This window comes from Maritimibacter sp. HL-12, from assembly GCF_900177545.1.
GTDB lineage: Bacteria > Pseudomonadota > Alphaproteobacteria > Rhodobacterales > Rhodobacteraceae > Sinisalibacter.
Genome location: NZ_FXBQ01000001.1, coordinates 2,782,574 through 2,802,248, shown reverse-complemented (window position 1 = coordinate 2,802,248; position 19,675 = coordinate 2,782,574). Strand labels below are relative to the sequence as shown.

The 19,675-nt window shown below is 66.8% G+C and carries 20 protein-coding genes; 7 read left to right on the top strand and 13 right to left on the bottom strand.

Going from position 1 to position 19,675, the window contains the following annotated elements; all coding sequences use genetic code 11:
- Positions 1-3: 3 nt before the first annotated feature.
- The 5 genes from B9Y97_RS14000 to B9Y97_RS13980 form a co-directional block, all read right to left on the bottom strand.
- Positions 4-1,257, bottom strand: coding sequence for a glycerate kinase type-2 family protein (locus B9Y97_RS14000; protein WP_085527322.1), 1,254 nt, complete (start codon positions 1,255-1,257; stop codon positions 4-6).
- 128 nt (positions 1,258-1,385) lie between these two features.
- Positions 1,386-2,648: an ABC transporter permease gene (locus B9Y97_RS13995; protein ID WP_085527321.1), complete on the bottom strand. Its 1,263-nt coding sequence runs from the start codon at positions 2,646-2,648 to the stop codon at positions 1,386-1,388.
- Entirely contained in the window at positions 2,645-3,793 is a 1,149-nt protein-coding gene (locus B9Y97_RS13990; protein ID WP_085527320.1) for an ABC transporter permease, read from the bottom strand. Before B9Y97_RS13990 ends, B9Y97_RS13995 begins: the two co-directional genes overlap by 4 nt.
- Positions 3,790-5,313, bottom strand: a complete 1,524-nt coding sequence (locus B9Y97_RS13985) for an ABC transporter ATP-binding protein (RefSeq protein ID WP_085527319.1) — start codon at positions 5,311-5,313, stop codon at positions 3,790-3,792. Before B9Y97_RS13985 ends, B9Y97_RS13990 begins: the two co-directional genes overlap by 4 nt.
- Positions 5,314-5,383: 70 nt before the next feature.
- A complete protein-coding gene (locus B9Y97_RS13980; RefSeq protein WP_085527318.1) occupies positions 5,384-6,397 on the bottom strand; it encodes a BMP family lipoprotein in 1,014 nt (337 codons plus the stop codon).
- Positions 6,398-6,704: 307 nt separating this feature from the next.
- On the opposite strand from B9Y97_RS13980, the gene B9Y97_RS13975 reads away from it, so the two are divergent.
- The gene (locus tag B9Y97_RS13975) at positions 6,705-7,448 is read left to right on the top strand and encodes a DUF5765 domain-containing protein (protein WP_085527317.1); all 744 of its coding nucleotides are present in this window, start codon (positions 6,705-6,707) and stop codon (positions 7,446-7,448) included.
- Here the strand turns inward: B9Y97_RS13975 and B9Y97_RS13970 are convergent.
- Positions 7,414-7,797: a c-type cytochrome gene (locus B9Y97_RS13970; RefSeq protein WP_085527316.1), complete on the bottom strand. Its 384-nt coding sequence runs from the start codon at positions 7,795-7,797 to the stop codon at positions 7,414-7,416. The two genes, B9Y97_RS13975 and B9Y97_RS13970, sit on opposite strands and share 35 nt — an antisense overlap.
- Positions 7,798-7,908: 111 nt before the next feature.
- Here B9Y97_RS13970 and B9Y97_RS13965 point away from each other — a divergent pair, with 111 nt between their 5' ends.
- The gene (locus B9Y97_RS13965) at positions 7,909-8,313 is read left to right on the top strand and encodes a PaaI family thioesterase (protein ID WP_085527315.1); all 405 of its coding nucleotides are present in this window, start codon (positions 7,909-7,911) and stop codon (positions 8,311-8,313) included.
- 41 nt (positions 8,314-8,354) lie between these two features.
- Here the strand turns inward: B9Y97_RS13965 and B9Y97_RS13960 are convergent, their stop codons facing one another.
- The 5 genes from B9Y97_RS13960 to B9Y97_RS13940 all read right to left on the bottom strand — a co-directional run bounded on the left by B9Y97_RS13960 (position 8,355) and on the right by B9Y97_RS13940 (position 12,805).
- Entirely contained in the window at positions 8,355-8,909 is a 555-nt protein-coding gene (locus B9Y97_RS13960) for a L,D-transpeptidase (RefSeq protein WP_085527314.1), read from the bottom strand.
- Between the two features lie 137 nt (positions 8,910-9,046).
- The gene (locus tag B9Y97_RS13955) at positions 9,047-9,529 is read right to left on the bottom strand and encodes a L,D-transpeptidase (protein WP_085527313.1); all 483 of its coding nucleotides are present in this window, start codon (positions 9,527-9,529) and stop codon (positions 9,047-9,049) included.
- A 73-nt stretch (positions 9,530-9,602) separates the two neighbouring features.
- A complete protein-coding gene (locus B9Y97_RS13950; RefSeq protein WP_085527312.1) occupies positions 9,603-10,286 on the bottom strand; it encodes an ABC transporter ATP-binding protein in 684 nt (227 codons plus the stop codon).
- Complete coding sequence (locus B9Y97_RS13945; RefSeq protein ID WP_085527311.1) at positions 10,279-11,565, bottom strand: lipoprotein-releasing ABC transporter permease subunit; 1,287 nt, start codon at positions 11,563-11,565, stop codon at positions 10,279-10,281. Before B9Y97_RS13945 ends, B9Y97_RS13950 begins: the two co-directional genes overlap by 8 nt.
- A gap of 109 nt (positions 11,566-11,674) precedes the next feature.
- A complete protein-coding gene (locus tag B9Y97_RS13940) occupies positions 11,675-12,805 on the bottom strand; it encodes a PorV/PorQ family protein (protein WP_085527310.1) in 1,131 nt (376 codons plus the stop codon).
- Between the two features lie 108 nt (positions 12,806-12,913).
- On the opposite strand from B9Y97_RS13940, the gene B9Y97_RS13935 reads away from it, so the two are divergent.
- On the top strand, positions 12,914-14,032 hold the full coding sequence (locus tag B9Y97_RS13935; RefSeq protein ID WP_085527309.1) for a pyridoxal phosphate-dependent aminotransferase: 1,119 nt from the start codon (positions 12,914-12,916) through the stop codon (positions 14,030-14,032).
- Between the two features lie 70 nt (positions 14,033-14,102).
- On the opposite strand, the gene B9Y97_RS13930 is transcribed toward B9Y97_RS13935, so the two are convergent.
- Positions 14,103-15,296: a pyridoxal-phosphate-dependent aminotransferase family protein gene (locus tag B9Y97_RS13930; protein WP_085527308.1), complete on the bottom strand. Its 1,194-nt coding sequence runs from the start codon at positions 15,294-15,296 to the stop codon at positions 14,103-14,105.
- A gap of 120 nt (positions 15,297-15,416) precedes the next feature.
- Between B9Y97_RS13930 and B9Y97_RS13925 the strand changes: the two genes are divergently transcribed.
- Entirely contained in the window at positions 15,417-16,166 is a 750-nt protein-coding gene (locus tag B9Y97_RS13925; RefSeq protein WP_085527307.1) for a CAF17-like 4Fe-4S cluster assembly/insertion protein YgfZ, read from the top strand.
- Entirely contained in the window at positions 16,154-16,960 is an 807-nt protein-coding gene (locus tag B9Y97_RS13920; protein ID WP_085527306.1) for a fructosamine kinase family protein, read from the top strand. Before B9Y97_RS13925 ends, B9Y97_RS13920 begins: the two co-directional genes overlap by 13 nt.
- A 52-nt stretch (positions 16,961-17,012) precedes the next feature.
- Here the strand turns inward: B9Y97_RS13920 and efp are convergent, their stop codons facing one another.
- On the bottom strand, positions 17,013-17,576 hold the full coding sequence (efp, locus tag B9Y97_RS13915) for an elongation factor P (protein ID WP_085527305.1): 564 nt from the start codon (positions 17,574-17,576) through the stop codon (positions 17,013-17,015).
- Positions 17,577-17,794: 218 nt separating this feature from the next.
- Between efp and B9Y97_RS13910 the strand changes: the two genes are divergently transcribed.
- Together B9Y97_RS13910 and B9Y97_RS13905 are read left to right on the top strand one after the other, a co-directional pair.
- Positions 17,795-18,115: a DUF6280 family protein gene (locus B9Y97_RS13910; protein WP_085527304.1), complete on the top strand. Its 321-nt coding sequence runs from the start codon at positions 17,795-17,797 to the stop codon at positions 18,113-18,115.
- A gap of 96 nt (positions 18,116-18,211) precedes the next feature.
- Positions 18,212-19,666, top strand: coding sequence for a cobyric acid synthase (locus tag B9Y97_RS13905; RefSeq protein ID WP_085527303.1), 1,455 nt, complete (start codon positions 18,212-18,214; stop codon positions 19,664-19,666).
- Positions 19,667-19,675 lie beyond the last annotated feature (9 nt).

Genomic DNA, 19,675 nt, shown 5'->3' with positions numbered 1-19,675 from the left:
CGCTCAGCGCATGAGGATCGCGCGAAAATCGTTCACGTTGGTGCCGGTCGGCCCCGGCGTGAACAGATCGCCCAGCGCGTGAAAGGCGCTCCAGGCATCGTTGTCGGCGAGGAGCGCGGCCGGGTCGAGGCCCGCCGCACGCAGCCGGGCGGCGCTGGTGCCATCGGCAAAGGCACCGGCGTTGTCTTCGCTGCCGTCGATGCCGTCGGTATCGGCGGCGAGGGCCGAGACCGCGAGCCCCTCGATCCCGCGTGCGAGAGAAAGCAGGAACTCGCTGTTGCGCCCGCCCTTGCCCTGCCCTTTCAGCGTCACCGTGGTTTCACCGCCCGAAAGCAGCACCACGGGCCGGGTAAGGGGGCGGTCTCGCGTCGCCACCTCGCGGGCGAGCGCGGCCATGACCTTGCCAACCTCGCGCGCCTCGCCTTCGATCGCATCCGACAGGATCGCGGGCGTCACCCCCTGCGCCTCGGCGACGCGGGCCGCCGCGTCCAGGGCCTGCGCGGCGGAGGCGATCACGGTGGTGCTGTTGGCGGCGAAGCGCGGATCGTCCGGCGCGGGCGGCATGGTCTCCGCGATATGGGCGCGGACCCGGTCGGGCAGTGCAATGCCATGGGCCTCGATTGCCGCCAGCGCCTCGCGCGGGCCGGAGGCGTCGGGCACCGTCGGGCCGGAAGCAACCTGCGCCGGATCGTCGCCCGGCACGTCCGACACGATCAGGGTGACGACGCGGGCGGGATACGCGGCGGCGGCGAGGCGGCCACCCTTGATGCGGGAAAACTGTTTGCGGATCGCGTTCATCGCGGAGATCGGCGCGCCGGAGGCAAGCAGCGCCGCGTTCAGGGCCTGTTCGTCGGCAAGCCCGAAACCCTCTGGCGGCGCAGGCAGCAGCGCCGAGCCGCCGCCGGTGACAAGCGCGACGACGAGATCCTCGGCGGTCAGGTCGGCCACCGCGTCGAGCAGGGCCCGTGCGGCGGCAAGGCCGTTCTCGTCCGGCACCGGGTGGGCAGCTTCGATAACCCGGATGTTGTGCGTCGCACAGGCGTAGCCGTAGCGGGTGACAACAACGCCCTCCACGGGGCTGCCCCAATGCGTCTCGAAAGCCGCTGCAAGCTGGGCCGCGCCCTTGCCCGCGCCGATCACCACGGTGCGCCCGCCGGGCCGCGCCGGCATGTGCGGCGCGAGCGCGCGCACCGGGTCGGCACTGGCCACGGCGGCCTCGAACAGGGTGGTGAGAAAGCGGCGGTCTGCGTCGGTCATGGCTGTTCTGCGCCCCGTGATTGGCCTGGCCTCGCCGCCTCGCACCGCGTGCGCCGGCCGCAGGTGCGGTTATGTGCCGACGCATGGCCGGGGCGGCGTGCGGTGTAAACACACCGCCCCGTGAGCCTCTATTCCTTGACGTAGGGCTTGCCGTCCGCCGCGGGCGGGCGCGCCCTGCCAATCAGCCCGGCGACCACGATGATCGTGGCGATATAGGGCGCCATGGCGAGGAACTCCGACGGGATCGGTGTGTTGAGCAGCGCGAGCTTCTGTTGCAGCGAATCCGCAAAACCGAAAATCAGCGCCGCCGACAATGCGCCGACCGGATGCCAACGACCGAAGATCATCGCCGCAAGGCCGATGAAGCCCCGCCCCCCGGTCATGTTCTCATCGAAGCGCCCGACCGAACCGAGCGTGAACCAGGCCCCGCCGAAGCCCGCGACCATCCCGGCCAGGGTGACGTGCAAGTAGCGGGTGAAATAGACATCGATCCCGAGGGTGTCGGCCGCGCGCGGATGCTCGCCCACCGCACGCGCCCGCAGCCCGCCCTTGGTGTGGAACAGGTAATAGGTTGTCACCCCGACCAGTATCAGCGCGCCGTAGACAAAGAGGTTCTGGTTGAACAGCATCGGGCCGATCACCGGAATGTCGCCCAGGATCGGGATCTTCCAAGAGCGGAAGATCTCGGCATTGTTGAGGTGCCGGTTATGGGCGAAAACCTGGCTGGTGACATAACTGGTCAACCCCAGAACGAACAGATTGATCACCACGCCGGCAATGATCTGGTCCATTCGGAAGGTCACCACGAGGGCGGCGAGCATCATGCCGAACATGCCGCCCACCAGAACCGCCATCACCAGCCCGCCCCAGCCGCCGAGCAGCGAGCCCATCAGGGCCCCGGTGAAGGCCCCGGCAAGCAGCATGCCCTCGATCGCGATATTGACCACGGCCACCCGTTCGGAGAGCACGCCCGCAAGCCCGCCCAGAGCAATCGGCACCGCGCGCACCATGGTGGCCTGCAACATGCCGGAGAGCGAAAAGCTCTTGCCCGCGGTGGCCCATACCAGGAAAGCCACGATCACGAGGGCAATGCCAATCCCGAGGGAGAGCGACGTCCACCGCCCGCCACCGCGCAGGAACTGGCGCACGCCGAGGAAGGCGAGCAGCGCCGCGGCGACGGTGTTGAAGGCACCTGGCACCACGAGATCGGGCGCGACCCAGACATCACGCGGGCGCGAGAGCTTGAAGGTGGCCACCTGGCCCGCCGCCACGTCGAGCAGGAACAGCACGACGAGCGAAAGGCCGATCAGGACGGCACCGGTGATCCGGGCCTGGCGGGCCTTGGCGCTGGCAATCTTCTCGGCGCTTGTGTCGGTCGTCACGGCGCTCATGCCTTGCCCCCTTTTGTGATCTTGCGAAAGCCCCACGGGAAGATCGCGCGCACCAGCAGAGGGGCCGCGATGAACACGATGATCAGGGCCTGGATGATGCTGATCAGGTCGATCGACACTCCGGCATCCACCTGCATCTGACGCCCGCCGGCCTCCAGTCCGCCAAACAGGATGCCCGCGAACAGGATGCCGACAGGATGCGAACGGCCAAGCAGCGCCAGCGCGATGGCATCGAACCCCATCTGCGCCGAGAAGCCGGGCGAGGCACGGCCCAGAACGCCCTGTACCTGCGCCGCCCCGGCAAGCCCGGCAAGCGCGCCCGCCGTGGCCATCGCGGCGACGATCACGAGCCCCGAGCGCATCCCCGCATAGCGCGCGGCATCGGGGTTGGCCCCCGAGGCGCGGAAGGCAAAGCCGATCTTGGAGCGAAACAGCAGCCACCAGACGAAGGCCACCGCCAGCAGCATCAGGAAAACACCGGCGTGCAGCCTGAGGTTGGGGTCGAGCCAGTCGAGCAGGCGCGGCAACTGGCCCGCGTCGGGCACCGACTTCGACACCGGGTCGGCGCGGCCCTCGCGTTGGATGTAGGGCTGGCGCAGGATGTATTCGAGCAGGCGGATGCTGATCAGGTTGAGCATGATCGTGGTGATCACCTCGTGCGCCCCAGTGGTGGCCTTGAGGATGCCCGCGATCGAGGCATAGGCCGCGCCCACGAGCGCGCCGGTGAGCAACCCGAACAGCATCAGGATCGGGAACGGCAGGCTGGGGAAGCTGAAGGTGAACACCACCGCCGCGGTGCCGCCGAGCAGAAGCTGGCCCTCGGCACCGATGTTGAACAGCCCCGCGCGAAAGCCAAGCCCGAGGCCGAGGCCCGCGAGCACCAGCGGAATCGCCGCCGTGAGCGTTTCCGAGACCGCGTTGAGCGAGCCCGCCGAGCCCACCGCGAGCGCCACGAAGCTGCGGCCGATGGTCGGCAGGTCGACGCCCGTGGCCAGCATGATCAGTGCCCCGAGCACCAGCGCGGCCACCACGGCGAAAACCGGCACGACGAAGAGATCTTCGAAGTTGCCGCGTCCGAAGGCGGCGCGCGCAAGCAGTTTGCGCATGTCTTCGTTGACCTTCTGGAGATCCTTGCCGTCGGTCATGCCGCTGCCCCCTGATGCGCGCCGGCCATCGCAAGGCCCACCGCGTTGCGGTCGGCCTTGCCATCGGTGTTGTCGAACTCGGCCACGATCCGGCCCTCGAACATCACGAGGATCCGGTCGGCCAGCCCCATGATCTCGTCGAGTTCGGAGGAGACGATCAGCACGCCGTCGCCTTCGTCGCGCGCATCGATCAGGCGCGCGTGGATGTATTCGATCGACCCCACGTCAAGCCCGCGGGTGGGTTGCGAGGCCACCACCAGCTTGGTCTGGCGTTCCAGCTCACGCGCCACCACCATCTTCTGCTGGTTGCCGCCCGAGAGGTTGCCCGCGGGCAGGAAGACCGACGGCGTGCGCACGTCGAAATCGAGGCAGTATTTCGCCGCCGTTTCCTGCACCGCGCTCCAGTCGATGGCCATGCCGCGGGTGTAGGTCGGCTCGTAATAGGAATTCAGAACCATGTTTTCCGCGATCGTGAAGGGCGAGATCATGCCGTCGCGGTGGCGGTCTTCGGGGATATGCGCCATGCCGCGCCGGTGGCGGTCGCGCACCGAGGCATGGGTGATGTCTTCGCCGTCGAAAATGATCTTGCCGGAAGCCACCCGTTCCAGCCCGGTGATCGCCTCGACAAGTTCGGTCTGGCCGTTGCCCTGAACCCCCGCGACACCGACAACCTCGCCAGAATGCACCTTGAGCGACACGTGGTCCAGCAGGCGTTCATCGGTGACGTCGAGCATGATGACGTCCGACATTTCCAGCATGACGCGACCACGGGTGCCCGCGCCCTTGCTGACGGTGAAGCTCACCGGGCGGCCCACCATCATCTCGGCAAGCTTCGCTTCGTCGAGGGTCTTGGGGTCGCCCTCGCCGGTGATCCGACCCTGGCGCAGCACGTTGATCCGGTCGGAGATCGCGAGGATCTCGTGCAGCTTGTGGGTGATGAAGACGATCGCCTTGCCCGCTTCCTTGAGCGAGTTGACGATGGCGAAAAACTCTTCCACCTCCTGCGGCGTGAGCACGGCGGTGGGCTCGTCGAGGATCAGCACATCGGCTTCGCGAAACAGCACCTTGAGAATCTCGACCCGCTGCTGGATGCCCACGGGGAGGTCTTCGATCAGGGCGTCGGCGGGCACGTGCAACCCGTATTGCTTGTTGATCGCGTCGACCTGGGCACGCGCCTTCTTCAGGTCGAGATAGCCGAGCGGGCCGGTCGGTTCGACCCCGAGCACCACGTTTTCGGCCACGGTGAAGACCGGCACGAGCATGAAATGCTGGTGCACCATGCCGATCCCTGCCGCGATCCCGTCGCCGGGACCATCAAAGCTGACCGGTTTGCCGTCGATCAGGATCTCGCCCTCGTCGGGGGAATAGAGCCCCGAGAGGATGTTCATCATCGTCGATTTGCCCGCGCCATTCTCGCCGAGGAGCCCGAGCACCTCGCCGCCGCGGATCATCATGTTGACGTTGTCGTTGGCCACGACCGGGCCGAAGCGCTTGGTGATGCCGCGCAGTTCGACGTCCATGGCACTGCCCTCCCCACTCGGACAAGAACGCCGCCGACCACGTTGGGCCGGCGGCGCAGGTTTTGCTGGATCAGCCGCCGATCGTCAGCGAGCCGTCGATGATCGCGGCGCGGATTTCCTCGATCTCGGCCTTCAGTTCGGCCGGAACCGCGTCTTCGAAAGCGCCGAACGGGGCAAGGCCGACGCCGCCGTTCTCCAGCGTGCCGACGATCAGGCCGCCCTCGAAGGTGTCATCCATCGCCGCCTTGATCACGGCCTGCACCGTCGCGTCCATCCGCTTGAGCACCGAGGTGAGGTAGACATGGGCCCGGTCGGGGTCGGTCTGGGTCTGGTCGGCATCGACGCCGATGATCTTCAACTCGTCGGTGCCGAGCTCGTTGGCGAGCGAGGCCGAGCCGAGGCCGACGGGGCCAGCCACCGGCAGCACGATGTCGGCACCCTCGTCATAGAGGTTCTGCGCGAAGGCGCGGCCATCGTCGAGGCTGTCGAAGTTGCCGGTGAAGAGGCCTTCCTTGCTTTCCGGGTTCCAGCCCAGAACGCTCACCTCGGTGCCGTGCACGCTGTTGTAGTGGTTGGCACCATGCACGAAACCGTCCATGAAGATCGTCACCGGCGGGATGTTGATGCCGCCGAAGGTGCCGAGCACGCCGGTTTCCGTCATCCCGGCCGCGAGGTAACCCGCGAGGAAGGCGGCCTGGTCGGTGGCGTAGACCTGGCCGACGACGTTCGGGATCGTCGGATCATAGGCGAAGTCGACGATCGAGTATTTCTGGTCGGGGTTGGCGGCGGCCGCCGCGGCGGTGGCATCCCCCATCAGGAAGCCCACGGTGACGATCACGTCGCAGGACCCCAGCAGCGAGTTCAGGTTCGCCTCGTAATCGGCTTCGGCCTGGCTTTCGAGGAAACGGCCCTCGATGCCATATTCCTCGATCGAATCCTGCACGCCCTTCCAGGCGGTCTGGTTGAAGCCGGCGTCGTCGATGCCGCCGGTATCGGTCACCTGGCAGGCGGTGAACGCCGAGGCGGCCGATACGGAACCCACGAGCAGCGCAGCGGCAAGCCCGGTTTTGGTCAGAAACGTCATGTAACCCTCCTTGTCATACCCCGCCCAGACGTGAGGCGTGGCCGGTTAAAGACCCGCGAACAAAGGCAAACCTCAACCCTGCGGCAGCGATTCCCCCGGCGGCCATGGCAAAGCTTAGCACGCGGCATGGCAAGGGGTAGACGTCAATTTTTGTCCGGATGGACGAATTTTTGCAAAGCCGGCCTGTTCCCCGGCGTTTGTGCTGCCGAAATGGCGCTTGCGGCGTTTTCGACCACATCCATGGTTTCGCGGCGGCACCGAACCATCTATTCGGTGATCAGGCGACAACAAGACGGGAGCCGGGCGCATGTGCTGGAGCGAAGGGGCCTCGCTGGCCATGGTCGGGCTCGGTGCAGCGGCAACATTTGTTACCCTGCGGCGCGGCGAGCCTGCCGCGATCCCGGTCACGCTGGCCTTCTTCACCGTCATGGAGGGGCTTCAGGCGGCCGGCTACCTGGTGATCGACGAGTGCAGCCTGACCTCGAACAAGTCGATCACGGCGCTGAGCTATCTGCACATCGCGTTGCAGCCGATCTTCATCAACGCCTTTGCCATGGCACTGGTGGCGCGCGAAATTTCGCCGCGCCTGCGCGCCTTTGTCTATGCTGCCGCCGCCACCGCCAGCGCGGTGATCCTGCTTCAACTCGTTCCCTTCGACTGGGCCGGACCCTGCCAGCCCGGCAACGTGCTTTGCGGCCCGCAATGGTGCACGATCTCGGGCAACTGGCACCTTGGCTGGCAGGTGCCGCTCAACGACCTCTGGGGCGCATTGCTTGGCGACGGGTTCGCCCGGCTGGTCGAGTTTCCCACCTACCTTCTCGCGGTGTTCGTGTTGCCGCTGGTCTACGGTGCCTGGCGTCTGGTGATCTTCCATGCGCTGTTCGGCCCGGCCCTTGCGTGGCTGCTGACCGACAACCCGAACGAGATGCCGGCAATCTGGTGCCTGTTCTCGGTGGGCCTCGTGGTGATCGCGCTGAGCCCGATGATTCGGCGCAGCGTGGCACCGGGCGTGGGCGTCATTCCACCTGCTGACCCGTCAGGTATTCGTTGAGCAGGATCAGCGCCCGCGGCGTTGGCGTCGGGACACCGTCGGGATCGACCCAGGTTTCGATCGGTTCTTCCAGCAATCCGCCGAAAACCGGCATCGCGCCGTGGGTTTCGTCGCGGGCGTAGCCGTCGATCGTGGCCATCACGTAAACCGCCGGGTAGACGCCGCGGTTGTTCTTGGCCAGCACGGTGAGGTCGGGTGCGAGCACACCGTCGATCGGCACCGACCCGCCACGCGCATCGGCCCCGTGGCAACTGGCGCAATAAGCGGCGTAGAGCCCCGCCCCGGTCAGCGGTTCCTCCTCGCAGGCCGCCAGCACCAATAGCCCCAGGAATGCCGCTCGCAATTTCATGCCATCACCTCGTGTTTTTTCGCAGACTATCCCATCCGGTCGGCCTTCGCCACGGGCAAGACGACGACAAACAGGCTTGCGCGCAGGCGCGCCACGGCGCAGGCTCGATGCATGGATCCCGAAATCGCCAATAGCTGGCTTGAAACCTACTTTGCCGACTGGGTACGTGCGCTGGAGCCGCGCGTCGAGCGCATGGCCTGCACCGGCGCGGTGCTGACGATCCCGATCACCCCGGCGATCGCCCGGGTCGGTGGCATCGTCTCGGGTCAGGCGCTGGCCACGCTGGCCGACACCGCCATGGTGATCGCCTGCTGCGGGCATTTCCGCGAATTCCGCCCGGTCGCGACCACCAACCTCGACGTGCAGTTCCTGCGACCGGCGAGCGGGGAGCGGGTGGAGTGCACCGCCACCCTCGTGCGTGCGGGCAAGGCGCTGATCTTCGCCCGCGCCGTGCTCACCGCCGAACCCTCCGGCAAGGAAGTGGCCACCGCGACGGCCACCTTCGCGGTGCCCTGACCGGTGTCCGCGCGGCGGTCACGCCCGACCGGCCCGCTGCGTCATTCCCGCACGATGATCGACGTGTTCCTCAGCCCCACCTCTTCCACCATACGGTAGAATACCTCCGCCTGATCCGGGTGCAGCCGCACGCAGCCGTTCGAAGCCCGCTCGCCGAGCATCCGGGTGTCGGGGTCGCCGTGAATGGCGATATTGCCGTTGAAGAAAACCGACCACGGCATCGGCACGTGGTAGATTGACGAGACGTGTTTGGGCGAAAGGAAATCGGGGTAATAGGCCCCGAGCGGCGTGGGCTTGCGGTCGATCCCGGTGGAGGCCACCCAATGGTGGGTTTCCGGCGGGCGACCATCGCCATAGCCGCGCACCGCGGTCACCCGCTGCTCGGATATATCGACCACGGCGAGCACCTTGTCGGGCCCCGGCGACGGCAAGGGCTGCACCCGCTCGGCGACCGGTGGCGGCGGCAGCGTCTGGCCGCTGCCAGACGTGCTGGTGGTCGTCTCGCCCGCATCGGTGGAGGCCTCCGGCGGCACGTCACAACCGGCGAGCAGGCCAAGGGTCAGCGCGAATACGGCCATTTTATGCAAAAAAGTCATTCCGTTGCTCCCTGTGCCTGCAACGACACCACACTCGTCCGATCCAATTCACACCCCTGCCGCAAGACCTGCCCGGCAGGCGTTGGCGGCGATCACGGGCAGCGCATCGATGCCCATGACCACGTCACGCCCGCGGCCTACTCCTGCACCACGACATATGTGTTTTCCTTGCCCAGCGCATAAACCATCTCGTAGAGCGTGCGCGCGTTCTCCGGGTGCAGGCGCACGCAGCCGTTCGAGGCCGGGCGGCCGAGCTGGCCGGTGGAATAGGTGCCGTGAATGGCATAATTGCCATCGTAGAAGATCGCGAAGGGCATCGGCGCGTCGTCATAGAGCGAAGAGCGATGATTTCGCGAAAACCATTGCGGCTGGTAGGTGCCCGATGGCGTGATCTTGCCCCGCTTGGCGGTCGACACCGGCCATGAATAAAGCCGTCGCCCGGCCTGCATCACGGTCATCTCCTGGTCGGACACATCGACGCGGATCACGATCTGGTTCGAGCGGTTCGAGGTCGAGAGGCGTTCGCTCGCCGGAACGGCGGTGGCGAAGGCGGCGAGCGCCGCGACGGTCAGAATTCCAAGGCGGGCGGTAGATACAATTCGGCTGGCAACAAACTTCATCTTACAGACATCCCAATATCCCCGCCTCATGCTTAGGGGCAAATATCGGAAGATCAACCGGATTTGGCGCGCGTCACGCCGTGGTGATCGCACCGTTGCCGAGCCGCAGCACCCGATCCATCCGCGCGGCCAGTTCGAGATTGTGGGTGGCGATCAGCGCCGCCAGCCCGGTTTCGCGCACCAGATCCATCAGCGCGGCGAACACCGTCTCGGAGGTTTCGGGATCGAGGTTGCCGGTGGGTTCGTCGGCCAGAAGAAGGCGCGGCGCATTGGCGAGCGCCCGGCAGAACGCCACCCGCTGCTGTTCGCCACCCGAAAGTTCGGCCGGTCGATGCGCGGCACGCGGACCGACGCCGACGCGATCGAGCAGCAACTCGCCGCGCGCCCGTGCCGTGCCGGTGCCCGCGCCATTGGCAAGCTGCGGCAACACCACGTTTTCGAGCGCGCTGAACTCCGGGAGCAAGTGGTGGAACTGGTAGATGAACCCCACTTTCTCGCGCCGCACCCGGGTTCGAGCGCGGTCGGAGGCGTCGGTCATGTCGTCTCCGGCAATCCGCACCCGGCCGGCATTGGGCGTGTCGAGCAGGCCGGCGATGTGCAGGAGCGTCGACTTGCCCGCCCCCGAGGGTGCCACCAGCGCCACCACCTCGCCGGGTTCGAGACTGAGCGAGGCGCCCCGCAGCACGTTGACCTCGCCGGGCTTGCCCCGGTTGTAGACCTTCTCGACGTCCTCGAGCACCAGCACCGCCTCACTCATAGCGCAGCGCCTCCACCGGGTTCATCCGCGCCGCCCGGCGGGCGGGAAACAGCGTCACGAGGAAGGAGAGCGTGAGCGAGAGCGCCACCGCCGAACCCACGTCGGCCAGTTCCACCTTGGCGGGCAGGTTGTAGATGCCGCGCACCGACGGATCCCAGACCCCGCCGCCCGAGAAGAAATCGACGACCGCGAAGATCGGGTCGATGTAGACGGCGAAGAGCACCCCCAGCACCACCCCGAAGGCGGTGCCGACCAGCCCGGTCGAGGCCCCGACCAGGAAGAACACCCGCAAGACCGAGCCTTCGGTCAGTCCCATGGTGCGCAGGATGCCGATATCGCGGCCCTTGTTCTTCACCAGCATCACCAGCCCCGAGATGATGTTCATCGAGGCGATCAGCACCAGCACGCTGAGGATGACGAACATCACGTTGTCCTCCATTTCGAGCGCGCGCAGGAACGACCCGGCAGAATCCTGCCATGTCCAGATTGCCGCGGTCTGCCCCACGGCCGCGACGATCGGGCCGGTCAGCCGGTCGATCTCCTCAGGCTCGGACACCATCACCTCGATCTCGTCGGCCAGCCCCTCCTTGTTGAAGAAGCTCTGCGCCTCGTCAAAGGGCAGGTAAACCCGCGTCTGGTCGATGTCCCATCGCCCGGCGGTGAAGATATAGACCACCTCGTAGGCATTCACCCGGGGTGTCGTCCCGAAGGCGGTTTTCACCCCGTCAGGCGAGATCAGCCGGATTCGGTCGCCAAGGCTCACGCCCAGTTCGCGCGCCACGCCCGAGCCGATCGCGATGCCCCGGCCGAAATCGTCGAGGCTGCCGATACTGTCGTCCGGGTTGGCGATACGCGGGATCGTGGCGAGGTCGGCAGGGCGGATGCCGAAGATCTGAACGCCCGCGTTGGTGGCACCCTTGTTGGCCATGACCTGGCCCTTGACCAGGGGCGCGGCCCGGGTCACCCCGGGCACGCCGGCGATCCGTTCGGCCCAGAGGTCGTAATCCTCTACCCCCCGGCTCGCCTGTCCGGTCTCGTTGATGTGCATCCGCGAATAGACGGTTACATGGGCGTTGGCGCCGAGGATGGTATCGACGAATTCCTCGCGAAACCCGGTGCGCACCGCAAGCGTGATGATCAGCGCGGCCACCGCGAGGGTGATGCCGACAAGGCTGATCCATGTCATCACGCTCACGCCGCCCTCGGCGCGGCGCGCGCGCAGGTAGCGCCAGGCGATCATCCATTCAAAACGCGAAAACGGGGCGGTGCTCTTGGCCAAGGTCGTGCCTTTCAGGTTTGCGGCAACCTGCGGCGTGGGCGCGCGAAGGTCAAGCGGGCGGACACCGATCGGCAGGCCTCCGGCGTTCCCGAAACAGGTTTTCGCGCATTCAGAACCGGTAACTCAGCGTGAGGTCGGCCGAAACCGCCGGAGCGTCGCGGTGCATCGTCATGATCGGGTGGGCATAGAGCGCGGCATCGGCAGTGAGATTGCCCCAGCGCCAGCCCATACCCAGCGTCGGCGCCACCGGGAACGGCGGGGTGACATTCAGCCCGTTGGTCGCCGAAAGCTCTAGCGGCGCCCAGAACCCGGCCCGCCATGTCTGCGCTTCGCTGCGCGCCCATTCCACCCCGGCGTGGGCGGTCTCGAAGTTGAGCGCGTAATCCCCGTAGCTGCCCCAGAATTTCTGGTAGCCCGCCGCGAAGAGCAGCCGGTCGGACATCGCGTAGGCCGCCTCGACGTTCAGCTTGCGCGGCAACTTGGCCCGAAATCCGCCCGGACGGGTGCCGGCGGCATCGGTCACGATGGTGGTGACGTCCAGCGTGGTGTTGATATCCGTCATCGAGGCGGCAATCGTCAGACGGTCGGACACTGCGTAGCTTGCGCTCAGCCCGAAACTGAGCGCGGTGGCGTGCACCGACCGGCTCTCATAGCCGTTCGAGGTGCCGTGCACGCCGCAGGTTTCGGTCTTGCAGTCGATCCAGTCGATATTGGCACCGATGCTGAGGCCCGGAACCGATTCGTGGCGGAGGCCGACGGCAAAGCGGTTCACCAGGGTTTTGGAATCGATATCGCCGTCGAAGGTGCCGGAGATCCCGGGCAGCAGCAGGCGCAGGAAGATGCTCTCGAATTCGTCGGCACCGAAAGCGCCGCTGGAGCGGGCATGCACCCGGTTGTAGCGCGCGACACCGAAGGTGAGATCGAGGCCCGCGTCGGAAAACATCGAGACCGGCAGGGTCGCCCCGATGAAACTGTAAGGCCGGAGCGTGGCGTCGAGCTGGCGGGTGCCGGTGACGATCACCTCGTCCACGCCCGCGAGCCGCGCGGGATTGTAGAACACCGCGTGAGGATCATTGGCGGTGGCGGTGCCGGTGCCGCCCATGGCGATGTGACGCGCGCCAAGGCCCATGATCGTGTCGGAGCCCTCGGCGCTGAAGCTGCGGCCCTGTGCGCCCGCACCGGCGGCAGCAAAGGAGACCAGCGCCGCCAAGGCAAGACGCCCGATTGCCATCGCCTTCATATCCGCTGCCCCGCCCCGATGCCTTTTTGCCAGAATAGAACGTCACGCGGCTCGCCGGCAAGCATTGCGCCCCTTGCTCCCCGCCCCGCTTTCTGGCGAAATGCGGACATGACCCATGGCCCCCGTTTCACCCCGCTGATCGTTTCGCTCCCCGCAGCCGTGCCCTTTGTCGGCCCCGAAGCGCTGGAGCGCGCCCGGGGGCATCCGTTCCGCGCCCGGCTCGGGGCCAACGAGAGCGTGTTCGGCCCCTCCCCCCGGTCCGTGGCGGCGATGCGCGAAGCCGCGGGCGAGACTTGGAAATACGGCGATTCGGAGAGCTTCGAGCTGAAGGCGGCGCTGTCGTCGCGGCTCGGCGTCGGCCCGCAACACCTGACCATCGGCGAGGGGATTGACGGGCTCCTGGGCAACCTCGTGCGGCTCACCGTCGCCCCGGGCGACACGGTGGTGACCTCGCTGGGCGCCTACCCGACCTTCAATTACCACGTCACCGGCTTTGGCGGCGATCTTGTCACGGTGCCCTATGCGGACGACCGCGAAGACCCCGACGCGCTGATCGCGGCGGCGCGCGAGACCGGGGCAAAGCTCGTCTATATCGCCAACCCCGACAATCCGATGGGCACCTGGCACGGCGCGGAGCGGATCGCGGCGATGATCGAGGCGCTGCCCGAGGGCACGCTGCTTGTGCTCGACGAGGCCTATATCGAGTTCGCGCCCAACGGCACAGCGCCCGAGATCGACCCCGACGACGCGAGGGTGATCCGGTTGCGCACCTTCTCCAAGGCCCATGGCCTCGCCGGGGCGCGGGTGGGGTACGCGGTGGGCGCACCGGAGTTGATCGCGGCCTTCGACAAGGTGCGCAACCATTTTGGCCTGTCGCGGGTAAGCCAGGCCGGGGCGCTGGCGGCGCTGGCCGACGAGAGCTGGCTCTCGGAGGTGCGTGCCAAGGTGTCGGTCGCGCGCGGGCGGATTGCCGAGATCGCCGCCGCCTGTGGCCTCAAGCCGCTGCCGTCGGCGACCAACTTCGTCGCACTCGATTGCGGTGGCGATGGCGCGCTGGCCCGCCGGGTGCTCGCGGAACTGGCCGAGCGCGACGTTTTCGTGCGGATGCCCGGGGTGGCCCCGCTCGATCGCTGCATTCGCGTGTCTGCCGGAACGCCGGTGATGCTCGACCTGTTCGAAGCGGCGCTTCCGAAGGCGTTGGCGGCAGCGCGGGAAAAGCAGGATTAGTGAAAGAATATTGGGCCTGATCCAACAGTTTCAGGCCAAGTTGTTCGAAAAGTGAATCAAGGACGGGGTCTCAAGCCTCCGCGATCACCTTCGCCGCCGCTTCCAGCGCACCCTTGCCGTGGGCAATTTCCAGCGCCACCAAGCCCGCTTCGATCACACCGAGCGCCCCCATCATCATGTGCGCGTTGATGTGCCCCATGTGACCGAGGCGGAAGAACCCGTGGAACGCCGGATCGCCCGGCTCGGCCATGCCCAGACCGATCCCGAGGGTGAGCCCGGCCTTGTGCTCGACCCAGGCGCGCAACCGCGCGCCATCGTCGCCCCCGATCCGCAACGCGGTCACGGCGTGAGAGCGCAGCGCGGGGTCGGCGATGTTCAACTCCATCGGCCCCTCGCGCCCCCAGGCCTCGAACGCCGCCCAGGCCGCGCGGGCGAGTTTCTCGTGCCGGGCCCAGACCGCCTCGATCCCGCCCTCCTCGGCGATCATGTCGAGCGCGGCGCGCAGACCGAGCAGGTGATGGGTCGGCGCGGTGCCTCCGAAATACTGGTAGAACAGCGCCGGGTTCGCGCGCGGGGCCCAATCCCAGTAGAGACTGGCGGGCCGCACCTGCCGCGCCGCCGCCTTGTCGTTGAAGAACACGAAGGCAAGACCCGGCGGGGTCATCAGCCCCTTCTGGCTCGCGGCCACCATCACGTCGACGCCCCAGGCGTCCATCTCGAAGCGGTCAACCGCCAGCGAGGCGATGCAATCGACCATCAGCAGCGCCGGATGGTCGGCCCGGTCAAGCACCGCGCGAATCGCGGCGATATCGTTCTTGACGCTGGTGGCGGTATCGACATGCACCACCGCCACCGCCTTGATCTTGTGGGATTTATCTGCCGCCAGCGCGGCCTCGACCTGGGCCAGGTCCACCGTTGCGCGCCGACCGAAATCGAGCGCCTGCACCTCGACGCCCTGCCGGGCGAAGACCTCCCCCCAGCCGGTTCCGAACCGGCCGGTGACGAGCAGCAGGATCTTTTCGCCGGGCCGGACAACGTTGGCCGCCGCCGCCTCCCAGGCGCCGTGGCCGTTGGCGATGTAGATCGCCACGTGACCGGCCGTGCGCGCCACCGCCTTGAGGTCGGGCACCAGCGCCGACACCATGTCGATGAGCGCGCCCTCGTAGATGTTGGGCGCGGGCTGGTGCATCGCGTTCAGCACCCGGTCGGGCATCACCGACGGGCCGGGAATGGCAAGGTAGGGGCGGCCGTGGGCAAGCGTCATCGCAATCTCCTGATCTGGGCCAGACAGCGTTAGGCCCGGGGCCCGCCCGCGTCAATCACCCCGGCTTCCCTCACGGCTCCTCGCCCCTATATTGTCAGGGACGCGCAACAGGAGGCCACCATGGGCGAAACGCAGGCAAACCGGAACGTTCTGAGGATCAGCGGCGAGGATCGCGTGTCGTTCCTGCAAGGGCTGGTGTCGAACAATCTGACGGGCGGCAACCAGATCACCTATGCCGCGATGCTGACGCCGCAGGGCAAGTACATCGCCGATTTCTTCCTCGCCCCGGAGGGCGATGCCATGCTGCTCGACGTCGATGCCAGCTTGGCCGCCGATCTGGTGAAAAGGTTGAATATGTACAAGTTGAGGGCGAAAGTGACCCTCGAAGAAACTCAGAAATACGTGATTCGTGGAATCGAAAACAAGCCCGCCGGGGCCTGGGGTGATCCGCGTCACCCGGCGCTCGGCTGGCGGCTCTATACCGACACGCCGGGCGATGCCCCCGAGATCGACTGGGATGCGATCCGGGTCGCACACTGCATTCCCGAGACCGGCACGGAGCTTGGCCCCGACACATTCATCCTTGAAGCCGGGTTTGAACGCCTGCACGGCGTCGATTTCCGCAAGGGCTGCTACGTTGGACAGGAGGTGACGGCGCGGATGAAGCACAAGACCGAACTGCGCAAGGGCTTCGTCACCGTCGATGTCACCGGAACCGCCGCGCCCGGCACCGCGATCACCACCGAAGACGGCAAGGACGCCGGGCGACTCACCACGGTTGCGGGCGACAAGGCCATCGCCTACCTGCGGTTCGACCGCGCCAAGGGGCCGATGCACGCGGGCGACTCCACGGTGACATGGACGCCCTGAGCGCGGCATGCATCGCGGTTCTGGGCGCGCCACCGGCAACCAGGCAAAAGCTGCACGGCGGCGATCTGTCGGACGTGGTGCGCCTTTGCCTCGACGACGGACGCGAGGTGGTGGCCAAGTCCGGGCCGATGGTGGCGCGCGAGGCGCGGATGCTGGCCGCCATCACCGAGGCCGGCGCGCCGGCCCCACGGGTTTTGGGCGTCGCGGGCGATGTGCTGCTGATGGAGGCGCTTGACGAGACCGCCCCAAGAGATGACGCTTGGGCGACATTCGGACGCGACCTTGCCATGCTCCACGCCCGCACCGGCGCAGGCTATGGCTGGCCCGAGGACTATGCGTTCGGCCCGGTGGCGATTGCCAATACGCCCGCGCCCGATTGGCCGACGTTCTGGGCCGAGCGCAGGCTGCGGCCCTTTCTCCCCCACCTGCCGCCTGCCCTCGCGATCCGCGTCGAGCGGCTGGCGGAGCGGCTTTCCGACCTCCTGCCCGAAGCCCCGCCCCCGGCGCTTTTGCACGGCGATCTGTGGTCGGGAAACCTGCTTGCGGGCCCCCGCGGCCGGTTTTTCCTGATCGACCCGGCCTGCTACCACGGCGACGGCGAGGTGGATCTGGCCATGCTGCACCTTTTCGGCGGCCCCGGCCCGGGCTTTGCCGAGGCCTACGGACCGCTTGCGCCGGGATGGCAGAAACGGCGCGCGGTCTATTCGCTATTTCCCGCGCTGGTGCATGTCCGGCTGTTCGGCGCGGGCTATCATGCGATGGCTGAGCGCTTTCTCGCGGCCCTGCGGATGTGAAAAACCCCGGCGCGGGGGCCGGGGCTTTCATGGTCTGTCTGCGATCGCGCCGTCAGGCGCGTTCGGAGTATTCCATGGTTTCGGTGTTCACCACGATCGCTTCGCCGGGTCCGACGAAGGGCGGCACGGTCACGCGCACGCCGTTGTCGAGGAGCGCGGGCTTGAAGCTGTTGGCCGCGGTCTGGCCCTTCACCACCGGCTCGGTCTCGACGATGGTGCAGGTGACCTTTTGCGGCAGCGCTGCGCTCAGCGCCTCGGCCTCGTGGAACTCGACCTGGATCGTCATGCCGTCTTGCAGGAACGGGCGGCGTTCGCCGAGAATATCGGCCGCAAGCTCGACCTGGTCGAAGGTTTCGGTATCCATGAATACCAGCATGCCGTCAGTCTCGTAGAGAAACTGCATGTCTTTCTGTTCGAGGCGCACACGCTCGACCTTGTCGGCGGAGCGGAAGCGTTCGTTGAGCTTGGAGCCATTGCGCAGGTTCTTCATTTCGACCTGGGCGAAGGCGCCACCCTTGCCGGGCTTGACGTGATCGACCTTCACGGCCACCCAGAGGCCACCGTTATGCTCCAGCACGTTGCCGGGGCGTATTTCGTTTCCGTTGATCTTGGGCATGTGACGAAACCATGTCGAAAGGTTGATGTTGAGTTGTCGGCACCTATATCTTGACGATTGGCCCGAGGCAAGCAGGCCATATCTGGTGCTTCTCACCAGTCAGGTATGCGCTCAAAGCATGGCAGGCATGCGCCAGAGGGGATATCGAATCGGTGAGGAATCGCCATATTGGCCAGACCGCCCGAAAGCACAAGAGCAAGAAAACCAAAGGACGCCGAATGTTTGACACTGTAGACGGTACCGCGTTCAACCACGAACAGGGCAACCGTGCGCGCAAGCTTTTCGCCGCCGTCGTTCTGGCGGCGCTCGATGATGCGATTTCCGATGACAAGAAGTACGGCAACGGCCCCGAGCAGATTGCCCGCTGGGCGCGTTCGCGCGATGGCCGCGAGGTGCTTTCCTGCGCCGGGATCGACCCGAACGAGCGTGTGGTGAAGGGCCTGATGGATTTCGTTTCCAACGGTGTGCGCACCTCGGTCGCGCTGTCGCGCGAGGAAAGCGAACGTCGCCACGCCGCGGAGGCTGCCGAAGCGGCCTGACCCGACGCGAGTGACACCAGGATTTTGAAAGGCGCGCCACTGTGGCGCGCTTTTCTTTTTCAGGGTCCAAGGGTAGTCTCGCTGCGGGAGGACGCCATGACACGGTCGATCATGATTCAGGGCGCAGGCTCGAACGTGGGCAAGTCCCTGCTCGTCGCCGGCATTGCCCGGGCAGCGCGGCGGCGGGGGATCAGCGTGGCTCCCTTCAAGCCGCAGAACATGTCGAACAACGCCGCCGTCACCGTCGATGGCGGCGAGATTGGCCGCGCGCAGGCCCTGCAGGCCCGCGCTGCCGGGCGTGACCCGGTGATCGACATGAACCCGGTGCTGCTCAAACCCGAAACCGAGATTGGCGCGCAGGTGATCGTGCAAGGCAAGCGCTTTGCCACGATGCGCGCGCGCGACTATGGCCGGGCCAAGGCCGAGTTGATGCCGCGCGTGATGGAGAGCTTCCACCGGCTCGCCGAAAGCGCCGATCTCGTGCTGGTCGAGGGGGCGGGAAGCCCCGCCGAAATCAATCTGCGCGACGGTGACATCGCCAACATGGGGTTTGCCGCAGCGGCCAATCTGCCCGTGGTCCTGGTCGGCGACATCGACCGGGGCGGCGTGATTGCCCAGCTTGTCGGCACCAACGCGATCCTGCCCGCCACCGATCGCGACCGCATTCGCGGCTTCGTCGTGAACAAGTTTCGCGGCGACGTCAGCCTGTTCGACGATGGGCGCAGCGAGATCGTCAGCCGCACCGGCTGGCAGGATCTCGGCGTTCTGCCGTGGTTTTCCGAAGCCTGGCGGTTGCCGGCGGAAGATGTAATGGATCTTGCCAGCCTGCGCCGGGGTGGACCGATCAAGGTGGCGGTGCCGCGGCTCGCCCGGATCGCCAATTTCGACGACCTCGACCCGCTGGTCGCCGAGCCCGAAGTGCAGGTGACCATCATCGAGCCGGGACGTCCGCTGCCCGGCGACGCCGATCTGGTGCTGATCCCGGGATCGAAAAGCACGATCTCAGATCTTGCCGATTTCCGCCGCAACGGCTGGGACATCGACCTGGCCGCGCATATCCGGCGCGGCGGGCATGTTATGGGGGTTTGTGGCGGCTACCAGATGCTTGGCTCCGGGATCGCAGACCCGGACGGGATCGAGGGCGCGCCGGGCCATGTGCCGGGCCTTGGACATCTCGATGTGGCAACCCGGCTCGAGCCGGCCAAGACGCTGGCGCTCAAAACCGCCACCTATCTGCCGACCGGCGATATCGTCGAAGGTTACGAGATCCATCTGGGCCAGACCGACGGGCCGGACCGGGCGCGCGGCTGGCTCGGGTTCGACGGGCGCATCGAGGGGGCGGCGAGCAGCAACGGGCGGGTGATGGGCACATACCTGCACGGGCTTTTTGCGTCCGACGCCTTCCGCCGCGCCTTCCTTGCGCGGCTAGGCGCGGGAGCCTCGGACTTCGCCTATTCCGAAACGCTCGATCTCACGCTCGATGAGCTTGCCGATCACCTCGAGGCGCATCTCGATCTTGACGCCCTGCTGGGATTGGCGCGGAAGATCTGAGAGTTGCCG